Genomic DNA, 19,792 nt, shown 5'->3' with positions numbered 1-19,792 from the left:
CGCAACCTCTTTGCTTTTACAGGAAGTGACAGAATTTACCGACCACGCCCAGCACCACGGTGATACCAATCAGGCGCAGCGGGCTCCAGCCACGGCGTACCAGCCAGAACATGGTCAGGGTGTAGACCAGCGGCAAAAACGCAGGCATCAGCTTGTCGATCACGTCGGTTTGCAGTTTGACGACCGCATCACCGGCTTTAATCTCAAGTGTCGTATTCAGGCGCACATAGGTTGCCACCAGGGCACCAATTACCGTCATCCCGACAATGGACGCAGCATGGCCAACCTTTTTGGTGTTGGCCTTGATCAGCGGGATCGCGGCGACACCCATTCGGTAGGCATAGTGCGCCAGGCCAAAGCGCAGGCCGAGATGCACCACGTTGAACAGCACGATAAAAACCACCGCGCCAAGAATGGAGCCTTGCAGCGCCAGGCTGGCACCAATACCGCCGCAGATGGGTAACAGGGTCAGCCAGAACATGGCGTCACCAATGCCCCCGAGCGGCGCGCCGACAGCAATTTTCGTGCTCTGAATGCTGTTCACGTCCTGCTTTGATCGTTCCATCGCCAGAATAATGCCGATAACAAAGGTCACCAGGAACGGATGGGTGTTGAAGAAGCCCATATGGCCCTTCATGGCGCGCGCCAGGTCCCGTTTATTGGTGTGGATCTTTTTCAGCGCGGGCAGCAGCCCGTACAGCCAGCCGGAGGCCTGCATACGCTCGTAGTTGAACGAGGCCTGTAACAGCATGGAGCGCCAGGCCACGCGGTTAATGTCTTTTTTGGTCAGCTCCGCGCCAATGGTCTGGTCTTCATAGACGTTTTCATTCACGCCGCTCAGCAGCGTCTCTTCACTGACGGACGCACCCGGCAGGGTGGTGTGATTAGATGCCATCTTCAAATTCCTCTTTCTGGGCCGCGGGCGCCGTCGGTTCAGGCGACTTACGCAGCAGGTCGATCAGCGCCATCGCCAGCGCAGCCGCCGCAATCGCCAGCACCGGAAGCTTCAGCCAGGCCGCGGCGACAAAACCGATAATGAAGTAAGGGATGTAAACGTTTTTCATCATGATCTTCAGCAGCACGGCGAAGCCGATCGCTGGCATGATGCCGCCCGCGACGCCGAGACCGTCGATCAGACGCTCCGGCAGAATAGCAATGGCGGTTTTCGCGTGTTCGGCCCCAAAGTAGATGGGCAGAAACGCGCACAGGAAATAAAAAACGCCGAGCGCCAGCAGCGCCAGATAGTTGACTCGCTCAATGCCGTCGGTGTCCGCGTTGGCCGCCATGCGATCGCAGCGGGACATTACGCCGGACATCACGGAGAAGAGGAACGTAATACCCATCTGCACCGCCACGGCAAACGGTACGGCCACCCCAACGGCGACATCCGGCTTCACGCCCGTGGTAATGGCAAACGTGGTGCCAACGATGGTGCCGATAATCACGTTCGGCGGCTGCGCGCCCGCCAGCGGCGCCAGGCCCATCCAGACCAGTTCTAAGGTACCGCCGGTCAGAATACCGGTGTGCAGGTCGCCCAGTATCAGGCCAACCAGCGGCCCGAGCACCACCGGACGGTGCATGTGTGTTAAGCCGTTAAACATATCCAGGCCCGCGATAAAGGCGAGAAGCCCGAGCGCGAAAGCCTGCAACAGACTGATTTCCATTGTGAATCCCTCAGAGCAGTTTAAAGAGATCCAAAGCAGTCTCTGTTGGAACGCCCTGAACGAAGCATTCCACGCCGGCCGCCTTCAGGCCGTTAAACGCGGCGATATCGTTCGCGTCTACAGATACCGTTTTGGCAATTTGCTGTTTGCCACTGGCATAATGCATATTTCCGACGTTGATACGGGTGATGGGTACGCCGCCCTCTACCAGCGTTAAAAAATCAGCCGGTGATTTGCAGACCAGCAGAATTTTCTGGCGGTCGGCGGCGCGATGAATGTTGTCGATGACCTTTTGCAGAGACCAGAAACGCACGGCGATACCTTCCGCGAGCACCATTTCCATCAGGTTTTGCTGAACCGGATCGTCTGCAACCTCGTCATTTGCCACCAGCACCAGGTTTGCCCCCGCAAACCCCACCCACTGCACGCCCACCTGTCCGTGGATCAGGCGCTCATCAATGCGGCATAAGACAATGTTTGGCATAGCGTTTTCCTCTTTTTAATTATGCGTGTTGAGTCGTTACGCCTTCGCAGGCGGCATGGTACTGCTGGAGTATGTCCTGAATGTGGTCGAGGATGAGTTCCCGTGGCGTTGACGTGAGAGCGCCCTCGCGAACTTTGCTGTACTGCAAAGGCAGATACTGGCTGATCAGCGGCAGCGGGATCGGTTCATCCGCAAGGTTGCGTACCAGTCGCTCAAAGGCGTCGTCAATCTGGCTGTCTGGCCAGTAATAACGCACGCGGTCGGAGTAGCTGTAGCCGCGGGCCAGGCGTCGGGCGTTGCCATCACCGTGATAGTGGCTTTGCCAGTATTCCGGGCGATCGAGCATCACGTTTTCCAGGACGTGACGCAGCCCGGAGCAGGCTTTTGCCGGCAGCAGCTCTTCTTCAATGGCCGCCAGCGAGAACAGCGCTTCGCGCAGGGCAAAGGTCAGGGCAGGGCCGACTTTAAGAATGGCGAAGTGATCGTTCACCAGCTGGCGCAGCGCCTGCGGCGTCTGGTAATCGGTAGAATGTGCTTCAAATACCAGCGTGTCATAGGCTTCAACCATTTTGCTCAGCGCGACGGCCTTATGCGGCTGATAGTCACAAACGTGCGCATGATCGAACTCAACGCCGGGCTGAACCACCAGGCCAATAATGCGCGGCCAGATGTCGCTTAACCCTTCCTTCTCAAATGCGTGGCGGTGTGCCTCAAGCGTGGCGCGTGCCGCCTCTTGCGTGGTGACCTCAAGCTCGGTCAGCGTGTCGTGCGCGCCGCCGGGAACCGGAACTTCCGTGCCGATAACGTAGACCAGATCGGCTACACCAAATTGCTCAAGACAGGTTGTTTCGGCAATTTTTGCCAGACGCGCGGCGCGCCCGGCAACGATCGCATCGGTTAAAGGAACCGGATCGTCTTCGCAGGACATGCTGCAATCGAGATGGATCTTCTTGAACCCGGCAGCCACGTAGCTTTTGATGAGATCGTCGGCGTTCGCCATCGCCTGCAAAGCCGGCAGGTTTTGCCAGCGGTTAGGACCGAGATGATCGCCGCCAAGGATCAGCTGCGAGGTGGGGAAACCGAGAGATCCCGCCAGCGTGCAGACGAACCCATGAAAATCGGCGGGCGTCATACCGGTATAGCCGCCAAACTGATCCACCTGGTTTGAGGTGGCTTCAATCAGCAGAGGCGTCTGTTGAGAATGGGCGTAACGAATTGCAGCTTCAAGTACCAGTGGATGTGCGGAACAGACGGCATAAATCCCGTTTGTATTCCCCCGTTTATGTTGTTCCACCATTTCTGTCAGATGTTTCACTTTCCTCTCCATTTCGGATGGTGTTGGCATTCATCTTTCGTTTTGTTTCATTTGATACTGCATTATGGTGCGGTAAAAATAAAACGAAAGATAATAGTTTTCCGATCTGTTTCACAAAAGAAACATAATGAAAGGTTTCAGCGGCGGTTAAGCGTGCGTCAGCGCGCCTTACAGGGCTTGCATTCCCTTAAAAGAAAGGCGTTAATAAGCAAAACGAAATGAAACGAAAGTTTATTTACTAAGGAGCTCGTATGAGCAGCACCGATCCATCCGCAGAGAAGCGCATCACCGGCACCAGCGAAAGGCGAGAGCAGATCATTCAGCGGTTGCGGGCGCAGGGAAGCGTGCAGGTTAACGATCTTTCTCTTTTATACGGCGTGTCGACGGTGACGATCCGCAACGATCTGGCCTTTCTGGAAAAGCAGGGGGTTGCCGTTCGCGCTTACGGCGGCGCGCTGATTTGCGAAGGCAATATGCCCGGCGTGGAGCCGTCCGTTGAGGACAAAAGTTCCCTTAATACGGCAGTGAAGCGCAGCATCGCGCAGGCGGCGGCTGAGCTGGTGAAGCCGGGCCACCGGATTATTCTGGACTCGGGTACTACGACCTGTGAAATCGCCCGTATGCTGCGCCAGCACACCGACGTTATTGCCATGACCAACGGGATGAACGTGGCGAACGCGCTGCTGGAAGCGGAGGGAGTGGAGCTGCTGATGACCGGTGGACACTTGCGCCGTCAGTCGCAGTCTTTCTACGGCGACCAGGCGGAGCAGTCGTTACAGAATTACCATTTTGACCTGCTGTTCCTGGGCGTCGACGCCATCGATCTCGATCGGGGGGTGAGTACGCACAACGAGGATGAAGCCCGCCTGAATCGAAAAATGTGCGAGGTGGCAGAGCGCATTATCGTTGTGACCGACTCCAGCAAGTTTAACCGTTCAAGCCTGCATAAAATCATTGATACCCAGCGGATCGATATGATTATCGTCGATGAAGGTATTCCGGCGGAAAGCCTCGACGGGCTGCGGAAAAGCGGGATTGATGTGGTGCTGGTGTAGGGTTTTGTCCCCTCACCCTGTCCTCTCCCCTGTGGGGAGAGGGCAGAATGAGAGGCCATCACGTCACCGGCGCCGGATTAAACACCGCCAGCTGGTTATGCAATCCCCATTGATCAGAGAAGCTTTTCTTCCGCCCGCTCGCCACGTCCAGAATGAAGTGGAACAGCTTCCAGCCCACGTCCTCAATACTTTCTTCCCCGGTGGCGATGGTGCCGGCGTTGATATCCATTAAGTCATACCAGCGGTTTGCCAGCTCGGTGCGGGTCGCCATTTTGATCACCGGTACCGCCATCAGGCCGTACGGCGTGCCGCGCCCGGTGGTAAAGACCTGTACCGTAATGCCGGACGCCACCTGCTGGGTGCCGCAAACAAAATCACTGGCAGGCGTTGCCGCGTAAATAAGGCCGCGTTTGGTTGGCCGCTGGCCCGGAGAGAGCACTTCCACAATCGCACTCTGGCCAGATTTGGCAATTGATCCGAGGGCTTTTTCCACCACGTTCGCCAGGCCGCCTTTCTTGTTACCCGGAGACGGGTTTGCGCTGCGGTCGGTTTTGCCCATATCAAGATAGTTATCGTACCAGGCCATCTCCTCCAGCAGGCGTTTACCCACCTCCTCGTTGACGGCGCGCGGCGTAAGCAGGTGGATGGCGTCACGCACTTCGGTGACCTCGGAGAACATCACCGTGGCGCCGCAGCGCACGAACAAATCCGACGCGTAACCCACCGCCGGGTTGGCGGTGACGCCGGAAAACGCATCGCTGCCGCCGCACTGTGTTCCCACTACCAGCTCAGAGGCCGGGCAGGTTTCGCGTTGGCGTTTGTTCAGCGCTTCCAGATGGCGCTCCGCCACCTGAAGAATATCGTCGACCATGGAACGAAATCCAACGTGACGCTCGTCCTGGAGACGAACAATGCTGGCATCGTCTACCGGAATGGCTTTCACATCCTCAGTACCCTGCAACAGGCGTTCAGGCTGCAATTTCTCGCAGCCGAGGCCAATCACCATCACCTCGCCGCCAAAGTTTGGGTTGAGGGCGATATTGTGGATTGTGCGGATTGGCACGACCGCCGCGGGCGCGTTGATCGCCACGCCGCAGCCGTACAGGTGGTTAAGCCCCACCACGCCGTCAACGTTGGGGTATTTCGGCAGCAGATCGCGCTCAATAATTTTCACCACGTAATCCACGACGCCCGCCACGCAATGCACGCTGGTGGTGATGCCGAGCAGGTTTTTGGTTCCCACGCTGCCGTCCGCGTTGCGGTAACCTTCGAAGGTATAGCCCTCCAGCGGCGGCAACGGCTCAGGGACGCGGGTCGCCAGCGGCAACGTCTCCAGCGGCGGGGCCGCTGGCAGCTCAACCAGCGACTCTTCAACCCAGCTGCCCTGCGGGATAGGGCGTACCGCATAGCCGATGACTTCGCCGTAACGCACGATTTCGCCGTGCGTGGGGATATCGACCAGCGCGACCTTGTGCCCCTGCGGAACGTGCTCAATCAGCTCCAGCCCGTCCGGGAATCGGGTACCCGCTTTTAAGCCATTGTCGTTGACAATAATCGCCACGTTGTCGGTATCGTGCACTTTTATATAGAACGCCGTCGGCGACGCCTGTCGAATTTGAATATCGGCCATTGTTTACGCTTCTCCAGCAAAATATCTGATACTAAATATAGCCAGATGGTTAATTGTTTCTTATTGAAGAAATAAAGAATGTCAGGAGAGGAAAGGTGAGAATGTGATCGCGATCGCTCCCGAAACACTAATCGTTGATTCTGTGCATCAGCGCCCACTGCTTTGTGCATATGCTCAAGATAGCGTTCAAATTCCACTCGATAACTGAGCATTGAAACAATGTACTGCCGTCGGGCGGCGATTATACTGAATGACGATTTTATAACGCCAAAATTCAGTCAGAAAATAAATATAACCCTGACGCTGCGTCGGAATAAATAAAAATGATGCTGGCTAAAACTGCGGAATTAAAAAAGGTATAAGCGATGAGTAACGATATCTTCCCGAATAAGTTTAAAGCAGCCCTCGCGGCGCACCAGATCCAGATTGGCTGCTGGTCTGCGCTGGCAAACCCCATCAGCACGGAAGTGCTGGGCCTGGCCGGATTCGACTGGCTGGTGCTGGACGGCGAACATGCGCCAAACGATATCAGCACGTTTATTCCGCAGCTGATGGCGCTGAAAGGCAGCCACAGCGCGCCGGTGGTGCGTGTGCCCACCAACGAGCCGGTTATCATCAAGCGTTTACTGGATATCGGCTTCTACAACTTCCTGATCCCGTTTGTTGAAACGGAAGAAGAAGCGGTGCTGGCCGTAGCGGCGACCCGCTATCCGCCGGAAGGGATCCGCGGCGTGTCCGTTTCGCACCGCGCCAATATGTTTGGCACCGTGCCGGACTATTTCGCCCAGTCCAACAGGAACATCACCATCCTGGTTCAGATCGAGAGCCAGCAGGGTGTCGGTAACGTCGACGCCATTGCCGCGACCGAAGGCGTAGACGGTATTTTCGTCGGCCCGAGCGATCTGGCTGCCGCCTTTGGTCATCTGGGCAACGCCAGCCACCCGGACGTTCAGCGCGCGATCCAACACATTTTTGCCCGTGCCAAAGCCCACGATAAGCCGTGCGGCATTCTGGCGCCGGTGGAAGCTGACGCCCGCCGCTACCTGGAGTGGGGCGCAACGTTTGTTGCCGTCGGCAGCGACCTCGGCGTATTCCGCGCGGCCACGCAGAGATTAGCGGACGCTTTTAAAAAATAACCATCAATGAGGAAACAGATTATGACGCTGAAAGTGGGTTTTATTGGCCTGGGCATCATGGGCAAACCAATGAGCAAAAACCTCATCAAAGCAGGTTACTCGCTGGTGGTTCTCGACCGTAATTCAGACGCGGTGGCCGAGGTGATTGCGGCCGGCGCAGAAACGGCGACAACCGCAAAAGCGATCGCCGAGCAGTGCGATGTCATCATCACCATGCTGCCAAACTCTCCGCACGTGAAAGAGGTGGCGCTGGGTGAGAACGGCATTATCGACGGCGCGAAGCCGGGCCTGGTGGTGATCGACATGAGTTCTATCGCACCGCTGGCGAGCCGCGAAATCAGCGAGGCGCTGAAGGCGAAAGGCGTGGAGATGCTGGACGCACCGGTCAGCGGCGGCGAGCCCAAAGCCATCGACGGCACCCTGTCGGTGATGGTGGGCGGCGATAAAGCCGTCTTCGACAAATACTACGACCTGATGAAAGCAATGGCTGGCTCCGTGGTGCACACCGGTGACATCGGCGCGGGTAACGTCACCAAGCTGGCAAACCAGGTGATTGTGGCGCTGAACATCGCGGCCATGTCGGAGGCGCTGACGCTGGCCACCAAAGCGGGGGTGAATCCGGATCTGGTCTATCAGGCCATTCGCGGTGGTCTGGCGGGCAGCACCGTGCTGGATGCCAAGGCACCGATGGTGATGGATCGTAACTTTAAGCCGGGTTTTCGTATCGACCTCCACATTAAAGATCTGGCGAATGCGCTGGATACGTCACACGGCGTGGGGGCGCAGCTGCCGCTGACTGCCGCCGTCATGGAGATGATGCAGGCGCTGCGTGCGGACGGTCTTGGCACTGCCGATCACAGCGCGCTAGCGTGCTACTACGAAAAACTGGCGAAGGTCGAAATTACTCGCTAATGACGTCCTGCCCGGTGGCGCAACGCATACCGGGCCTACGGTCCAGGCTTACAACTATGAAAATCGTAATCGCGCCAGACTCTTATAAAGAAAGCCTGTCTGCTACCGAGGTTGCGCAGGCGATAGAAAAAGGATTTCGGGAAATCTTCCCCGATGCCCACTACGTTTCTGTCCCTGTTGCCGATGGCGGGGAGGGGACGGTTGAAGCGATGATCGCCGCCACGCAGGGTACCTGGCAGCAGGCAGTCGTCACCGGCCCGTTGGGTGAGAAGGTTAACGCCTGCTGGGGGATCTCTGGCGACGGGACGACCGCGTTTATCGAGATGGCCGCCGCCAGCGGCCTGGTGCTTGTTCCTCCCGCGCTGCGTAACCCGCTGGTCACAACGTCTCGCGGGACGGGGGAGCTGATCCTCAGCGCGCTGGATAAAGGCGCGCGCAATATCATTATCGGTATCGGCGGGAGCGCCACCAACGACGGGGGCGCCGGCATGATGCAGGCGCTGGGCGCGAGGTTTACGGATGCCAACGGGACGGAGATCGGCTACGGCGGCGGTAGCCTGATGGCGCTTAACCGTATTGATATTTCGGCGCTCGATCCGCGTCTTCAGGGATGCGCAATCCGCGTCGCCTGTGACGTGACGAATCCGCTGGTCGGTGAAAGCGGCGCGTCGCGTATCTTTGGCCCGCAAAAAGGCGCCACCGAGGAGATGATCCTCGAACTCGACGCCAATCTTAGCCACTATGCCGAGGTGATCAAAAAATCTTTGCGCATCGACGTGAACCCGGTTCCGGGGGCAGGAGCGGCGGGCGGCATGGGCGCGGCGCTGATGGCCTTTCTGGGGGCTGAGCTGAAAAGCGGCATTGAGATTGTCACTCAGGCGCTCAATCTTGAAGAACATATCCACGACTGCACCTGGGTACTGACGGGCGAAGGGCGCATCGACAGCCAGAGCATTAACGGTAAAGTGCCCGTCGGCGTGGCGAGCGTCGCCAAAAAATACCATAAGCCGGTGATAGGGATTGCCGGAAGTCTGACGCAGGACGTGGGCGTGGTACACCAGTACGGCATCGACGCGGTGTTCAGCGTACTGACCAGCATCGGCTCACTGGAAGAGGCGTTCCGGGGCGCGTATGACAACATTTACCGCGCCTCGCGCAATATCGCGGCCACATTGCAGGTAGGCATGCGTAGCCAGGGGTGACAGCGGCGCGCAAACCCTCTATACTGCGCGCCGAAGCTGACCAGACAGTCGCCGCTTCGTCGTCGTCCCTTTCGGGGGAGACGGGCGGAGGGGAGGAAAGTCCGGGCTCCACAGGGCAGGGTGCCAGGTAACGCCTGGGGGGGAAACCCACGACCAGTGCAACAGAGAGCAAACCGCCGATGGCCCGCGCAAGCGGGATCAGGTAAGGGTGAAAGGGTGCGGTAAGAGCGCACCGCGCGGCTGGTAACAGTCCGTGGCACGGTAAACTCCACCCGGAGCAAGGCCAAATAGGGGTTCACATGGTACGGCCCGTACTGAACCCGGGTAGGCTGCTTGAGCCAGTGAGCGATTGCTGGCCTAGATGAATGACTGTCCACGACAGAACCCGGCTTATCGGTCAGCTTCAACTTCTTACGAAACCCCGCTTCGGCGGGGTTTTTGCTTTCTGATGAGAACAGACCGGGTAAGCGCTGCGCCAGACGACATCAATTCTCAATTTTGCGACGCTAAGCACATTTCACTGTTTACTCCGCCACGCGCTCCTCTCATCCTCCGTAGATGATCGTAATCACGAAATTTAACGCTATAAAATAAGAAAATTTTAGTGTTGATTAGATGTTGCATTTGTTGGCTTGCTGAAAATAAATGTTTTTCTAATTGATAATCAAATATTGAATCTAAAAACATTCTTCTGGTGAATGTGTGATATATCCCACTCTTTATTCTGAAATAGTATTAATATTCCATGTAAAGTTGATAAACCACAAAAATGTTTTAAATTGGTAGTGTTGATTTATTAACCTTTAATTGCCTGAAAGATAGCCTTTATTAATATTTCTAAGGCAAAAAAATTCACGCGGGTTATTGCCATAAAATAAATTTATTACCTCGTAATTTGTTGATCAATATCAGCGTAATTGCGTATTTTAATTTGATTATGTTATTGATAGAAAAGGATTTAAATGGTTTTTGAAGTGGATGTGAATTGGGCGTTCCGGCGAATTGTGAGTAACAGCACATACCCCCTGAAACATTATTATGTAGAATCCGCTGCGTCATAGGGAAATAAGCGCAGAATATGATGAATACTATTATTCTACCGAAAACACAGCACCTCGTGGTATTTCAGGAAGTCATCAAAAGCGGCTCCATAGGTTCTGCTGCAAGACAACTGGGGCTGACGCAACCTGCCGTCAGCAAAATCATCAGCGACATCGAAACCTACTTCGGGGTAGAGGTGATGGTGCGTAAAAACACCGGCGTAAAACTCACTGCCGCCGGTCAGGTGCTGCTGTCATACGCTGAGTCGATCACCCGCGAAATGAAAAACATGGTGAGCGAAATCAACAGCCTCAGTTTTAGTACCGTCATGGACGTCTCCTTTGGCTACCCGTCGCTGATTGGCTTCACCTTCCTGTCTGAGATGATTAAAAAATTCAGGGAAGTGTTCCCGAAAGCGCGCGTCTCCATGTATGAAGCGCAGCTCTCTTCATTCCTGCCCGCCATTCGCGACGGTCGGCTGGATTTTGCCATCGGCACGCTGAGCGACGGAATGTTGCTTCAGGATCTTCACGTTGAGCCGCTGTTTGAATCCGAGTTTGTGCTGGTGGCGAGTAAATCACGAACGTGCACCGGCCCGACCAGACTGGCATCACTTACGCATGAGCAGTGGGTGATGCCGCAAACCGATATGGGCTACTACAACGAACTCCTGACTACCCTGCAAGACAACCACATCAGCATTGAAAACATCGTCCAGACCGATTCCGTCGTCACTATCTATAACCTTGTCCTTAATGCCGATTACCTGACGGTGATCCCCCGTGACATGATTGCGCCGTTCGGTTCGGACCAGTTTATCGTCCTGCCGGTGGAGGATGAATTACCCGTGGCGCGTTATGCCGCCGTGTGGTCGAAAAATTACAGTATTAAAAAATCGGCGTCAGTATTAGTTGAACTGGCAAAACAATATTCGTCGATGAATATCGATAAACGACGATAAAAATAATCACGCTTTAAAACACCCGGAGCGACGCTTTTTAACGCTCTGATACCCTGACTTTGCATGAAAACAATGAATTATTATAACGAGGATATTATGCACATTACCTACGATCTCCCGGTGACCATTGAAGATATTCAGGACGCCAGAAAACGCCTGGCGGGAAAAATTTATAAAACCGGCATGCCGCGCTCAAATTATCTCAGCGAACGCTGTAAGGGCGAGATATTTCTTAAGTTTGAAAATATGCAGCGTACCGGTTCGTTTAAAATACGCGGGGCGTTTAATAAGTTAAGTTCGCTGACGGATGCAGAAAAACGCAAAGGGGTGGTGGCCTGCTCCGCAGGTAACCACGCACAGGGGGTGTCACTCTCCTGCGCCATGCTCGGTATCGACGGCAAAGTGGTGATGCCGATGGGCGCGCCAAAATCCAAGGTCGCCGCCACGCGCGACTATTCGGCGGAAGTGGTACTGCACGGCGAGAACTTCAACGACACCATCGCTAAGGTGAGCGAAATCGTCGAGATGGAGGGGCGCATTTTTATTCCGCCTTATGACGATCCGAAAGTCATTGCCGGCCAGGGTACCATCGGCCTCGAAATTCTCGAAGATCTCTACGACGTGGATAACGTCATTGTCCCTATCGGCGGCGGCGGCTTAATTGCCGGTATTGCAACGGCGATTAAATCTATTAACCCGACAATCAATATTATCGGCGTGCAGTCTGAAAACGTTCACGGCATGGCGGCTTCCTGGCAGGCCGGAGAAATAACCAGCCATCGCGTTACCGGCACATTAGCCGACGGTTGCGACGTGTCTCGTCCGGGTAATTTAACCTTCGAAATTGTTCGTGAACTGGTCGATGACATTGTGCTGGTCAGCGAAGATGAAATTCGCAACAGCATGATTGCGCTTATTCAGCGAAATAAAGTGGTGACGGAAGGTGCGGGCGCGCTGGCCTGCGCGGCGTTATTAAGCGGCAAACTGGACCACTATATTCAGGGCCGTAAAACCGTCTGCATTATTTCCGGCGGCAATATCGATCTCTCCCGTGTTTCCCAAATTACCGGCTTCGTTGACGCATAAAGGATGACTTATGAGCAACACTGAAAGCATTACCGTTGGCCAGAAAAAAACGTCCACCTGGCGTAAATCGGATACCACCTGGACGCTGGGCCTGTTCGGGACCGCCATTGGTGCAGGCGTGCTGTTCTTCCCCATTCGCGCAGGGTTTGGCGGCCTGATCCCTATCCTGCTGATGCTGGTTCTCGCCTTCCCGATTGCATTCTACTGCCACCGCGCGCTGGCGCGCCTCTGTTTGTCCGGCAGTAACGTCTCCGGCAACATCACCGAAACGGTGGAAGAGCATTTCGGCAAAACCGGCGGGGTGGTGATCACCTTCCTCTACTTCTTTGCCATTTGCCCGCTGCTGTGGATCTACGGTGTAACCATTACCAACACCTTTATGACCTTCTGGGAAAACCAGCTCCAGCTGCCAGCCCTGAACCGCGGCGTGGTGGCGCTGTTCCTGCTGCTGCTGATGGCCTTTGTGATCTGGTTCGGGAAAGACCTGATGGTGAAGGTGATGAGCTACCTGGTGTTCCCGTTCATCGCCAGCCTGGTGCTGATTTCCCTGTCGCTGATCCCGTACTGGAACTCGGCGGTGATCGACCAGGTCAACCTGAGCGATATCGCCTTTACCGGTCATGACGGCATTCTGGTCACGGTGTGGCTGGGGATCTCCATCATGGTCTTCTCCTTTAACTTCTCGCCTATCGTCTCCTCGTTCGTGGTCTCCAAGCGCGAAGAGTACGAGCCGGAGTTCGGGAAAGAATTCACCGAGCAGAAATGTTCCAAAATCATCGGTCGCGCCAGCCTGCTGATGGTGGCAGTGGTGATGTTCTTTGCCTTTAGCTGCCTGTTTACGCTCTCTCCGCAGAACATGGCGGATGCCAAAGCGCAGAACATTCCGGTGCTCTCTTACCTGGCGAACCACTTTGCCTCGATGTCGGGCAGTAAATCCACGTTCGCCACGGTGCTGGAATACGGCGCCTCCATCATCGCGCTGGTCGCTATCTTTAAATCCTTCTTCGGCCACTACCTGGGCACGCTGGAGGGGTTGAACGGCCTGATCCTCAAGTTCGGCTACAAAGGCGATAAGAAGAGCGTCTCTGTCGGCAAACTGAACACCATCAGCATGATTTTCATCATGGGCTCCACCTGGATTGTGGCCTACGCCAACCCGAACATTCTCGACCTTATTGAAGCCATGGGAGCACCAATTATCGCCTCTCTGCTGTGCCTGCTGCCGATGTACGCGATTCGTAAAGCGCCCGCGCTGGCGAAATACAAAGGCCGGACCGAGAACATCTTCGTGACCGTGGTCGGCCTGCTGACCATTCTGAACATCGTCTACAAACTGTTTTAAGCCAAAGCTCAGGAAGAGCGGAGTAACACATGACTGAATTTCCGGTAGTACTGGTTATTAACTGCGGATCGTCCTCCGTTAAGTTTTCGGTGCTGGACGCAGCAGGCTGCGAGGCCCTGCTGACGGGCATTGCGGACGGCATCAACACTGAAAAAGCCTTTATTTCCGTGAACGGGGGTGAGCCGGTCAGACTGGCTCACCAGGACTACGAAGGGGCGCTGGCCGCCATCGCCCTCGAGCTGGAGAAGCGCGACCTGATGAGCAGCGTGGCCCTGATTGGCCACCGCATCGCTCACGGCGGCGATCTCTTCAGCGAGTCGACCCTCATCACGGAAGAGGTCATTGAGCAGATCCGCCTGGTTTCCCCGCTGGCGCCGCTGCATAACTACGCCAACCTGAGCGGCGTGGAAGCCGCAGAGCGCCTGTTCCCCGGCGTGCAGCAGGTGGCGGTGTTTGACACCAGCTTCCACCAGACCATGGCACCGCAGGCGTATCTGTACGGTCTGCCGTACCGCTATTTTGAAGAGCTGGGCGTTCGCCGCTACGGCTTCCACGGCACTTCTCACCGCTACGTGTCCGGGCAGGCGCACGCGCTCCTCGGGCTGACCCCCGAGGACAGCGGCCTGGTGATCGCCCACCTCGGCAATGGGGCGTCCATCTGCGCGGTGCGTAACGGCGAGAGCGTAGACACGTCCATGGGCATGACGCCGCTGGAAGGGCTGGTGATGGGTACGCGGTGCGGCGACGTGGATTTCGGCGCGATGGCGTGGATTGCCCAGCAGACCGGCCAGTCGTTCGAGGATCTGGAGCGCGTGGTCAATAAAGAGTCCGGGTTGCTCGGGATCTCCGGCATCTCCTCTGATTTGCGCGCGCTGGAGAAAGCCTGGCATGACGGCAACGAGCGGGCGCAGCTGGCGATAAAAACCTTTGTCCACCGCATAGCGCGGCATATCGCCGGTCACGCCGCGTCTCTGCACCGTCTGGATGGCGTGATCTTTACTGGCGGCATCGGTGAAAACTCCACGCTGATCCGCGCGCTGGTGGCGGAACACCTGAAGGTGTTTGGCATCGCGCTCGACGAGGCGAAAAACGCTCTGCCGGGCAGCGCGGGTGAGCGCGTCATCTCCACTGATACCTCCCGCGTGGCCTGCGCGGTTATCCCTACCAATGAAGAAAAAATGATCGCGCTGGACGCCCTCCGTCTTGGGAAGGTCACCCCGGCTGCGGCTTACGCCTGATAAAGCGAGAATCTGATGAAAGTAACAATCGATACGGGCGTCGCGCCCTACAGCGACGCATGGGCCGGGTTTCGCGGTGAAGAATGGAAAAATGCCGTTAACGTCCGCGATTTTATTCAGCATAACTACACCCCTTATGAAGGCGATGAAGCTTTCCTCGCGCAGGCGACGCCTGCAACGACGGCGCTGTGGCAGAAGGTGATGGTCGGCATTCGCCAGGAGAATGCCACCCACGCTCCGGTGGATTTTGACACCAACATCGCTACCACCATCACCGCTCACGGGCCGGGTTATATTGACCAGGCGCTGGAGACGATTGTCGGCCTGCAAACCGACAAGCCGCTCAAGCGCGCCCTGCATCCATACGGCGGGATCAACATGATCCGCAGCTCGTTCGACGCCTACGGTCGTGAGATGGATCCGCAGTTTGAATACCTGTTCACCGACCTGCGCAAAACCCACAACCAGGGCGTGTTTGACGTTTACTCCCCGGAGATGATGCGCTGCCGTAAATCTGGCGTGCTGACCGGTCTGCCGGACGGCTACGGGCGCGGGCGCATTATCGGCGATTACCGCCGCGTGGCGCTGTACGGCATCAGCTATCTGGTGCGCGAGCGTGAACTCCAGTTCGCCGATCTTCAGGGAAAACTGGAGCGCGGAGAAGATCTGGAGGCAACGATCCGCCTGCGCGAGGAGCTGGCGGAGCATAAGCGTGCGTTGCTCCAGATCCAGCAGATGGCGGCGAACTATGGCTTTGATATTTCACGTCCGGCGATGAACGCGCAGGAAGCGGTGCAGTGGGTCTACTTTGCCTACCTTGCCGCAGTGAAATCCCAGAACGGCGGGGCGATGTCGCTGGGGCGCACGGCCTCGTTCCTTGATATCTACATTGAGCGCGACATGCAGGCAGGAAGGCTGAACGAGATGCAGGCCCAGGAGCTGATCGACCACTTCATCATGAAGATCCGCATGGTGCGCTTCCTGCGCACGCCGGAGTTCGACACGCTCTTCTCCGGCGATCCGATCTGGGCCACGGAAGTGATCGGCGGCATGGGGCTGGATGGCCGCACGCTGGTGACCAAAAACAGCTTCCGCTACCTGCATACCCTGCACACCATGGGGCCTGCGCCGGAGCCAAACCTGACGATCCTCTGGTCCGAACAGCTGCCGATCGCCTTCAAAAAATACGCCGCGCAGGTGTCGATCGTCACCTCCTCGCTGCAATATGAGAACGACGATCTGATGCGCGCCGACTTCAACAGCGACGACTACGCCATCGCCTGCTGCGTCAGTCCAATGGTGATCGGCAAGCAGATGCAGTTCTTCGGCGCCCGCGCCAACCTGGCGAAAACGCTGCTGTACGCGATTAACGGCGGGGTGGATGAGAAGCTGAAGATCCAGGTCGGCCCGAAAACCGAGCCGCTGCTGGATGAGGTGCTGGATTACGACACCGTGATGGCGAGCCTGGATCACTTTATGGACTGGCTGGCGGTGCAGTACATCAGCGCGCTGAATCTCATTCACTATATGCATGATAAGTACAGCTACGAAGCCTCGCTGATGGCGCTCCACGATCGTGACGTCTATCGCACCATGGCCTGCGGCATCGCCGGGCTGTCGGTGGCGGCGGATTCCCTGTCGGCGATTAAATACGCCACGGTGAAACCGGTGCGCGACCATACCGGCCTGGCAGTCGATTTCGTGATTGAAGGCGACTATCCACAGTACGGCAATAATGACGATCGCGTGGACAGCATCGCCTGCGACCTGGTGGAGCGCTTTATGAAGAAGATCCAGGCGCTGCCGACGTATCGCAACGCGGTGCCGACGCAGTCGATCCTGACTATCACCTCCAACGTGGTCTACGGCCAGAAAACGGGCAACACGCCGGACGGACGCCGCGGCGGCATGCCGTTTGCGCCTGGCGCCAACCCGATGCACGGTCGCGACAGGAAAGGGGCGGTGGCGTCGTTAACCTCAGTTGCCAAGCTGCCGTTCACCTATGCGAAGGACGGGATCTCCTACACCTTCTCCATCGTGCCGCAGGCGCTGGGCAAGGATGAGCAGGTGCGCAAAACTAACCTTGTGGGGCTGCTGGACGGGTATTTCCATCACGAAGCGTCTATCGAAGGCGGGCAGCACCTGAACGTCAACGTCATGAACCGGGAGATGCTGCTGGATGCCATTGCCCATCCGGAGAACTACCCGAACCTGACCATCCGCGTTTCGGGCTATGCGGTGCGGTTTAACGCCCTGACGCGCGAGCAGCAGCAGGACGTGATTTCGAGGACGTTTACGCAGGCGATGTGATATAGATTGCCGTTAAGCCTCCTCATCTGGGGAGGCTTTTGATTTCGTGAACGCCGTCACTTTTAGAAAAATACCTCCGTGTTGAATTTCTCAACAGAAAAATTTCCTCCCAATACAGAAAACCCTCATTAAAGTTGTGACTTTTTTCTCCCGCGCTACGGATATGATCATCCCATACCAATAACACACACCTGCACTCTCTGACTCGCAATCGCTGGCGATCGAAACCACATAAAAACAATTACTTACCCTACAAAATAAGCGAGTGCCCAATGAATATGGCAACAAACAGCAGTGTGATTGTGAGTGATTCCCCTGCGGCAAGGCGGGCGGGAATGAGCGAAAGCGAATGGCGAGAGGCGATCAAATTCGACAGCACCGATACCGGCTGGGTCATCATGAGTATCGGGATGGCTATCGGCGCGGGGATCGTTTTTCTTCCGGTACAGGTTGGATTAATGGGGCTGTGGGTCTTTTTGCTCTCGTCGATAATTGGCTATCCGGCCATGTACCTCTTCCAGCGGTTATTTATTAATACGCTGGCGGAATCCCCGGAATGCAAAGACTACCCGAGCGTGATTAGCGGTTATTTAGGTAAAAACTGGGGCATCTTATTGGGTGCACTTTATTTCGTGATGCTGGTCATCTGGATGTTTGTTTATTCCACGGCCATCACCAACGACAGCGCATCTTATTTGCACACCTTCGGCGTCACCGAGGGGTTGCTGTCGGAAAATCCCTTCTACGGCTTATTCCTGATCTGCATTCTGGTCGCTATTTCTTCGCGCGGTGAAAAGCTGCTGTTTAAAGTCTCCAGCCTGATGGTGCTGACCAAATTATTTGTGGTGGCGGCGCTGGGGCTTTCGATGATCGGCCTCTGGCATTTAGCCAACGTCGGTATGCTGCCGCCGATGGGGCTGCTGATTAAAAACGCCATTATTACGCTGCCTTTCACCTTAACCTCCATTCTGTTTATCCAGACGTTAAGCCCGATGGTGATTTCCTATCGTTCGCGGGAAAAATCCGTTGAGGTGGCGCGTCATAAGGCGCTGCGGGCGATGAATATCGCCTTTGGCATACTGTTTGTGACGGTCTTCTTCTACGCCGTCTCTTTCACCCTGGCGATGGGGCACGACGAGGCGGTTAAAGCCTACGAGCAGAATATTTCCGCCCTGGCAATCGCGGCGCAGTTTATCAGCGGTGACGGCGCAGGCTGGGTCAAAATCGTCAGCGTGGTTCTCAATATCTTTGCCGTTATGACCGCCTTCTTCGGCGTCTATCTCGGCTTTCGTGAAGCGACGCAGGGCATCGTGATGAATATCCTGCGCCGCAAAATGCCGGCTGAACGTATTAATGAAAGCACCGTCCAGCGCGGGATCATGCTGTTCGCCATCCTGCTCGCCTGGAGCGCGATTGTGTTAAACGCGCCGGTGCTAAGCTTCACCTCCATCTGTAGCCCTATTTTCGGGATGGTGGGCTGCTTAATTCCGGCGTGGCTGGTCTACAAAGTGCCCGCCCTTCATAAATATAAAGGCGTGTCGCTGGTGATTATTGTGATCACCGGGCTGCTGCTTTGTGTTTCTCCTTTCCTCGCCTTCTCATGAGGTTAAATAAGGTCGTAACGATGTCTGAGCAAATTAATCCTTTATGGAACCATTTTATTCGCGCCGTGCAGGAGGAGGTAAAGCCTGCGCTGGGGTGTACCGAACCCGTCTCGCTGGCGCTGGCCTGTGCGATGGCTGCCGGAGAGCTTTCCGGTGAGGTGACGCGTATTGAGGCGTGGGTATCGCCAAACCTGATGAAAAACGGGCTTGGCGTAACGGTGCCCGGCACCGGCATGGTCGGTTTACCCATCGCGGCGGCGCTGGGGGCGACGGGCGGTAATGCCCACGCCGGGCTGGAGGTGTTGAAAGACGCTTCTGCCGAGGCGCTAACGCGCGCCAAAGCCATGCTCAAAGCAGGCCTGGTGCAGGTGAAATTGCAGGAGCCGTGCGATGAGATCCTCTATTCACGAGCCTGCGTGTACGCTGGAGACGCCTCGGCGATGGTGACTATCGCCGGCGGGCATACCCGGGTGGTGGAGGTGGTTTGTCAGGGCGAAACGCGCTTCAGGCTTGACGATCGGCAGACCGAGGTAAGTAACGATCCGCTGGCGGTACTGTCAAACACCACGCTCTCGCAGATCCTGGAGTTTGTGGAGCAGGTGCCGTTCGAGGCGATCCGCTTTATCCTGGAAGCAGGGCAATTGAATGACGCGCTTTCTCGTGAAGGGCTTAGCGGGAAGTGGGGGTTGCACGTTGGCGCGACGCTCAATAAACAGCGCGCACGCGGCTGGATGGGGCAGGATCTGGGTTCAGACATCGTTATCCGCACCAGTGCGGCTTCGGATGCCCGCATGGGCGGCGCGACGCTGCCG

The 19,792-nt window shown here is 56.3% G+C and carries 16 protein-coding genes and 1 other RNA gene; 12 read left to right on the top strand and 5 right to left on the bottom strand.

Features of this window, described 5'->3' with window-relative positions:
• Positions 1-16: 16 nt before the first annotated feature.
• From agaE to kbaZ, 4 genes are read right to left on the bottom strand one after another with little or no spacing between them, the layout of a single operon-like run.
• Positions 17-895, bottom strand: coding sequence for a PTS N-acetylgalactosamine transporter subunit IID (gene agaE / locus IM267_RS07550; RefSeq protein ID WP_063451074.1), 879 nt, complete (start codon positions 893-895; stop codon positions 17-19).
• Complete coding sequence (gene agaW, locus IM267_RS07545; RefSeq protein ID WP_063867602.1) at positions 885-1,664, bottom strand: PTS N-acetylgalactosamine transporter subunit IIC; 780 nt, start codon at positions 1,662-1,664, stop codon at positions 885-887. Before agaW ends, agaE begins: the two co-directional genes overlap by 11 nt.
• 10 nt (positions 1,665-1,674) lie before the next feature.
• Entirely contained in the window at positions 1,675-2,148 is a 474-nt protein-coding gene (gene agaV / locus IM267_RS07540) for a PTS N-acetylgalactosamine transporter subunit IIB (protein ID WP_063451076.1), read from the bottom strand.
• A 19-nt stretch (positions 2,149-2,167) separates the two neighbouring features.
• Entirely contained in the window at positions 2,168-3,475 is a 1,308-nt protein-coding gene (gene kbaZ / locus IM267_RS07535; RefSeq protein ID WP_193033125.1) for a tagatose-bisphosphate aldolase subunit KbaZ, read from the bottom strand.
• A gap of 239 nt (positions 3,476-3,714) precedes the next feature.
• On the opposite strand from kbaZ, the gene IM267_RS07530 reads away from it, so the two are divergent.
• Positions 3,715-4,518, top strand: coding sequence for a DeoR family transcriptional regulator (locus tag IM267_RS07530; protein ID WP_193033101.1), 804 nt, complete (start codon positions 3,715-3,717; stop codon positions 4,516-4,518).
• A gap of 58 nt (positions 4,519-4,576) precedes the next feature.
• Here the strand turns inward: IM267_RS07530 and garD are convergent, their stop codons facing one another.
• Positions 4,577-6,148, bottom strand: a complete 1,572-nt coding sequence (garD, locus tag IM267_RS07525) for a galactarate dehydratase (RefSeq protein ID WP_193033100.1) — start codon at positions 6,146-6,148, stop codon at positions 4,577-4,579.
• 365 nt (positions 6,149-6,513) lie between these two features.
• On the opposite strand from garD, the gene garL reads away from it, so the two are divergent.
• The 11 genes from garL to IM267_RS21210 form a co-directional block, all read left to right on the top strand.
• A complete protein-coding gene (garL, locus tag IM267_RS07520) occupies positions 6,514-7,284 on the top strand; it encodes a 2-dehydro-3-deoxyglucarate aldolase (RefSeq protein ID WP_193033099.1) in 771 nt (256 codons plus the stop codon).
• Between the two features lie 21 nt (positions 7,285-7,305).
• The gene (gene garR, locus IM267_RS07515) at positions 7,306-8,196 is read left to right on the top strand and encodes a 2-hydroxy-3-oxopropionate reductase (protein ID WP_112791841.1); all 891 of its coding nucleotides are present in this window, start codon (positions 7,306-7,308) and stop codon (positions 8,194-8,196) included.
• 56 nt (positions 8,197-8,252) lie between these two features.
• On the top strand, positions 8,253-9,398 hold the full coding sequence (gene garK / locus IM267_RS07510) for a glycerate 2-kinase (RefSeq protein ID WP_193033098.1): 1,146 nt from the start codon (positions 8,253-8,255) through the stop codon (positions 9,396-9,398).
• Positions 9,399-9,430: 32 nt separating this feature from the next.
• An RNA gene (gene rnpB, locus IM267_RS07505) (RNase P RNA component class A) lies at positions 9,431-9,807 on the top strand.
• 672 nt (positions 9,808-10,479) lie between these two features.
• The gene (gene tdcA, locus IM267_RS07500; RefSeq protein WP_193033124.1) at positions 10,480-11,400 is read left to right on the top strand and encodes a transcriptional regulator TdcA; all 921 of its coding nucleotides are present in this window, start codon (positions 10,480-10,482) and stop codon (positions 11,398-11,400) included.
• Positions 11,401-11,496: 96 nt separating this feature from the next.
• Positions 11,497-12,486 carry a bifunctional threonine ammonia-lyase/L-serine ammonia-lyase TdcB gene (tdcB, locus tag IM267_RS07495; protein WP_063867937.1) on the top strand — a complete coding sequence of 330 codons (990 nt, stop codon included), beginning with the start codon at positions 11,497-11,499 and terminating at the stop codon, positions 12,484-12,486.
• A gap of 10 nt (positions 12,487-12,496) precedes the next feature.
• Positions 12,497-13,828, top strand: coding sequence for a threonine/serine transporter TdcC (tdcC, locus tag IM267_RS07490; RefSeq protein ID WP_193033097.1), 1,332 nt, complete (start codon positions 12,497-12,499; stop codon positions 13,826-13,828).
• A 29-nt stretch (positions 13,829-13,857) separates the two neighbouring features.
• On the top strand, positions 13,858-15,066 hold the full coding sequence (gene tdcD, locus IM267_RS07485; RefSeq protein WP_193033096.1) for a propionate kinase: 1,209 nt from the start codon (positions 13,858-13,860) through the stop codon (positions 15,064-15,066).
• A 15-nt stretch (positions 15,067-15,081) separates the two neighbouring features.
• Entirely contained in the window at positions 15,082-17,376 is a 2,295-nt protein-coding gene (gene pflB / locus IM267_RS07480) for a formate C-acetyltransferase (RefSeq protein ID WP_193033095.1), read from the top strand.
• Between the two features lie 272 nt (positions 17,377-17,648).
• Complete coding sequence (locus IM267_RS07475) at positions 17,649-18,980, top strand: amino acid permease (RefSeq protein ID WP_107533935.1); 1,332 nt, start codon at positions 17,649-17,651, stop codon at positions 18,978-18,980.
• A gap of 20 nt (positions 18,981-19,000) precedes the next feature.
• Positions 19,001-19,792: serine dehydratase subunit alpha family protein (locus IM267_RS21210; protein ID WP_370551725.1), on the top strand; the 792-nt coding region annotated here is incomplete at its 3' end.

The sequence above is a fragment of the Enterobacter cloacae complex sp. P15RS genome, assembly GCF_014895905.1.
In the GTDB taxonomy this organism is placed as follows: Bacteria; Pseudomonadota; Gammaproteobacteria; order Enterobacterales; family Enterobacteriaceae; genus Enterobacter; species Enterobacter quasihormaechei.
Note: the sequence above shows the minus strand (reverse complement) of the source record. Positions and strands in the feature narration are given on the sequence as shown.

Coding starts and splice junctions, on each gene's coding strand:
- tdcA (WP_193033124.1), top strand. CDS start 10,480: ATGAATACTATTATTCTACCGAAAACACAGCACCTCGTGGTATTTCAG.
- garK (WP_193033098.1), top strand. CDS start 8,253: ATGAAAATCGTAATCGCGCCAGACTCTTATAAAGAAAGCCTGTCTGCT.
- tdcC (WP_193033097.1), top strand. CDS start 12,497: ATGAGCAACACTGAAAGCATTACCGTTGGCCAGAAAAAAACGTCCACC.
- garR (WP_112791841.1), top strand. CDS start 7,306: ATGACGCTGAAAGTGGGTTTTATTGGCCTGGGCATCATGGGCAAACCA.
- agaE (WP_063451074.1), bottom strand. CDS start 895: ATGGCATCTAATCACACCACCCTGCCGGGTGCGTCCGTCAGTGAAGAG.
- kbaZ (WP_193033125.1), bottom strand. CDS start 3,475: ATGGAGAGGAAAGTGAAACATCTGACAGAAATGGTGGAACAACATAAA.
- agaW (WP_063867602.1), bottom strand. CDS start 1,664: ATGGAAATCAGTCTGTTGCAGGCTTTCGCGCTCGGGCTTCTCGCCTTT.
- agaV (WP_063451076.1), bottom strand. CDS start 2,148: ATGCCAAACATTGTCTTATGCCGCATTGATGAGCGCCTGATCCACGGA.
- pflB (WP_193033095.1), top strand. CDS start 15,082: ATGAAAGTAACAATCGATACGGGCGTCGCGCCCTACAGCGACGCATGG.
- garD (WP_193033100.1), bottom strand. CDS start 6,148: ATGGCCGATATTCAAATTCGACAGGCGTCGCCGACGGCGTTCTATATA.
- tdcD (WP_193033096.1), top strand. CDS start 13,858: ATGACTGAATTTCCGGTAGTACTGGTTATTAACTGCGGATCGTCCTCC.
- tdcB (WP_063867937.1), top strand. CDS start 11,497: ATGCACATTACCTACGATCTCCCGGTGACCATTGAAGATATTCAGGAC.
- IM267_RS07475 (WP_107533935.1), top strand. CDS start 17,649: ATGAATATGGCAACAAACAGCAGTGTGATTGTGAGTGATTCCCCTGCG.
- IM267_RS07530 (WP_193033101.1), top strand. CDS start 3,715: ATGAGCAGCACCGATCCATCCGCAGAGAAGCGCATCACCGGCACCAGC.
- garL (WP_193033099.1), top strand. CDS start 6,514: ATGAGTAACGATATCTTCCCGAATAAGTTTAAAGCAGCCCTCGCGGCG.